Raw genomic sequence first — 2,759 nt, 5'->3', positions numbered from 1 at the left:
GTAAGCATCCGGCGTGGGCCGCACGCGGTCAGCGCGCGCTGTGCCGGTCCATTTCGATGAGCTCTCGCAGGTTTTCGATACCGAACGGTGTGAATGCGATGACGCTGTCGTCGCCGGGACCGTAGACCCAGATCACGCCATCTTCGGTTTCCATATCAACGGCGAGGTCGAAGATCCGATCGACGGTTTCTCCGAACTCGGCAGCAACGCGGTCGATGGTCTTGACGGAATGCACCTTGTTGAGCGGCATGATCATGCCGCCTCGGCGAGGGACCCGGATTTCCAGTTCCAGGGCAGAAGTTCGTGGATGCGCGAGACGGGCATGTCGGGCAGCCGGGCGAGAACATCGGCGAGCCACGCCTGCGGGTCGATGTCGTTCATTTTGGCCGTGACGATGAGGGTATACATGGCGGCGGCCCTCTGCCCGCCGCGCTCGGAGCCGGCAAAGAGCCATGACTTGCGGCCCAGGGCTACGCCGCGCAGGGCGCGTTCGGCTGCGTTATTCGTCAGGCAGATGCGCCCGTCATCGAGGAATGCCGTGAAGGCCTGCCAACGGCCGTCTTTCTCGAACATGTAGTCGATCGCCTTGGCCACCTTGTTGTGCCGGGAGAGTTTCGCGCGCTCTGCCAGCAGCCAGTCATGGAGGCTGTTCACCAGAGGCCGAGACAGGTCCTGGCGGGCGGCAAGCCGGGCATCGGCATCCAGCCCGTTGATTTCGCGCTCGATGTCGAAGATGGCGTCGATCCGTTTCACCGCTTCCAGCGCAACGGGCGAGATCTGATGGGCGGGTTTGCCCTTGCGGACGTTTCCGGCAATATCCGCCAGTTCGAAGAACTTCCGGCGCGCATGCGCCCAGCACAGGGCGCTGGTCACGGGCCCTGCATCACGGTCGGCGCGATAGAGATCGTTATATCCACCATAGGCGTCGGCTTGCAGCACGCCTTGCCATCCGGCGAGGTGCTGATTGGGATTGGTTGCCGCGCGATCGCGGGAGAAGTGGAAGACGGCCGCCGGCGGTGCGCCACCATTCCAGGGCCGATCATCGCGCACATAGGTCCAGAGCCGGGCTTTCTTCGCGCCACCCCGCGCCAGAAGCGGCACGGTCGTGTCGTCACCGTGCAGGCGGTGAGCGGCGCGCACGTGGGTCTCGATCAGGGCATGGATCGGCTGCAAGGCGACAGTCGCGTGCCCGACCAGGTCTGCCAGGGTCGACAGGCTCAGATCAACGCCTTCACGGGCGAAGCGTTCGGCCTGCCGGTTCAAAGGCTGGTGCTGTCCATATTTCTCGAAGACGAGCATGGCGATCAGGCTTGGCCCGGCCCATCCACGCGGGATCGCATGGAACGGGGCCGGCGGCTGGCTGATCTTCTCGCAGGCCCGGCAGGTGAACTTCTCACGCACGGTCTGGATCACCTTCCAGCGCCGCGGGATCACCTCCAGCGTCTCGGTGACATCTTCGCCCATTTTCACGAGACGATCCGAGCCACAGCAGGTGCAGGCGGTAGGGGCCTCGACAACAACCCGCTCGCGCGGCAGGTGATCGGGAAAGGGTTTGCGCACAGGATGGCGGCGCGTGAAGGCCCGCACCGTGCTGGCCTTTTCAGCCGCCTCGTCGGCGGTCAGGACATCTTCGGTTGCCGCCGTCTCCAACTCCTCAAGCTGCAATTCCAACTGATCGATCAGCCGGGCGCGCCGCTCCGACGAGATGCCGTATTTGTCACGGCGCAGTTTGGCGATCTCGAGCTTGAGCTCCTGGATCATCGCCTCCGAGCAGGACACGACCGCCCGGGTCTGTGCCAACTCGCTTTCTGCAACCTCCGCACGGGCCTCGGCGGCAGCCAGGGCAGCGCGTAATCTAACCAGTTCAGAAGCGGCGTTCGACATGGCGGATGTCTACCACTCAGGCACGTAAGACACCAATAAAAACAGGCCGGCCAGCGCGATTTATCCAGCCTTTGCAGGGCGTTGTGTCCAGCGCGGATTGCGCCAGTCAATGCCCTCCAGAAGATAGCCCAACTGCGCCGCCGAGATCTGCACCGCCTCGCCCGACCGGCTCACCGGCCAGATGAACTTGCCCGCCTCCAGGCGCTTCAGATAAAGCGACATGCCCACGCCATCATGCCACAGGATCTTGACCAGATCGCCCTTGCGGCCCCGGAAGCAGAAGATCTCCCCGGCATGCGGATCGCGGCCGAGACCCTCCTGCACCTGTAGCGCCAGCGTGTTCATGCCCCGCCTCATATCAGTGACGCCGCCCGCAATCCAAACCTTCACCCCCGCCGGAAACGCGATCATGGCCGGTCCACCACGGCCAGGATCCGCGCAAGCGCTTCGGGCGCCACGCCCACCGGCACGATGAGCCGGCGCCCATTCGGCAGGGTTATCTCAACCTGACAGTCCGGAGACGGACAGGAATCAACCGGATTTGCCTGAGATGCGGGAACTCCCTTCGTCACGGTCACCGGCGCGAACGATACCGGGCGAGAAGAGCCAAGCTCACCGTTTCGATACTGCCGCCGCCAAGTCGTCAGCAGCGACCGGCAAATGCCATGCCGCCGCGCAGTGGCTGCCGCCTGGCGATGGCCGATAAAGCTTTCCTCCACTATGCGCAGTTTATCATCGTCTGACCAATACCGGCGGCGATCACCATCGGCAGCGGAAAGAACTTCGATTTGAGGGCGGTTGATAAAGTCGGACATAAGGTCGGACTTATCATCGGATCGAACCCGAGATCAGACGGCCGCCGCCGGAGGTTTACG

At 63.6% G+C, this 2,759-nt stretch carries 4 protein-coding genes; all 4 read right to left on the bottom strand.

From position 1 onward, the window contains the following. Positions 1-28: 28 nt before the first annotated feature. Genes J7392_RS24025 through J7392_RS24010 form a run of 4 tightly spaced genes read right to left on the bottom strand, consistent with a single transcriptional unit; the run spans position 29 to position 2,699 of the window. The gene (locus J7392_RS24025) at positions 29-250 is read right to left on the bottom strand and encodes a hypothetical protein (protein WP_247744762.1); all 222 of its coding nucleotides are present in this window, start codon (positions 248-250) and stop codon (positions 29-31) included. Positions 251-252: 2 nt separating this feature from the next. Then, on the bottom strand, positions 253-1,884 hold the full coding sequence (locus J7392_RS24020) for an IS66 family transposase (protein WP_209219842.1): 1,632 nt from the start codon (positions 1,882-1,884) through the stop codon (positions 253-255). A gap of 60 nt (positions 1,885-1,944) precedes the next feature. Continuing rightward, positions 1,945-2,295 carry an IS66 family insertion sequence element accessory protein TnpB gene (gene tnpB, locus J7392_RS24015; protein ID WP_067630184.1) on the bottom strand — a complete coding sequence of 117 codons (351 nt, stop codon included), beginning with the start codon at positions 2,293-2,295 and terminating at the stop codon, positions 1,945-1,947. Continuing rightward, positions 2,292-2,699 carry a transposase gene (locus J7392_RS24010; protein ID WP_209219841.1) on the bottom strand — a complete coding sequence of 136 codons (408 nt, stop codon included), beginning with the start codon at positions 2,697-2,699 and terminating at the stop codon, positions 2,292-2,294. The genes tnpB and J7392_RS24010 overlap by 4 nt, the downstream gene beginning before the upstream one ends. Positions 2,700-2,759 lie beyond the last annotated feature (60 nt).

It is taken from the genome of Sulfitobacter sp. R18_1, from assembly GCF_017743915.1.
Taxonomy (GTDB): Bacteria; Pseudomonadota; Alphaproteobacteria; order Rhodobacterales; family Rhodobacteraceae; genus Sulfitobacter; species Sulfitobacter faviae.
This window is presented reverse-complemented; position numbering and strand designations above follow the sequence as displayed.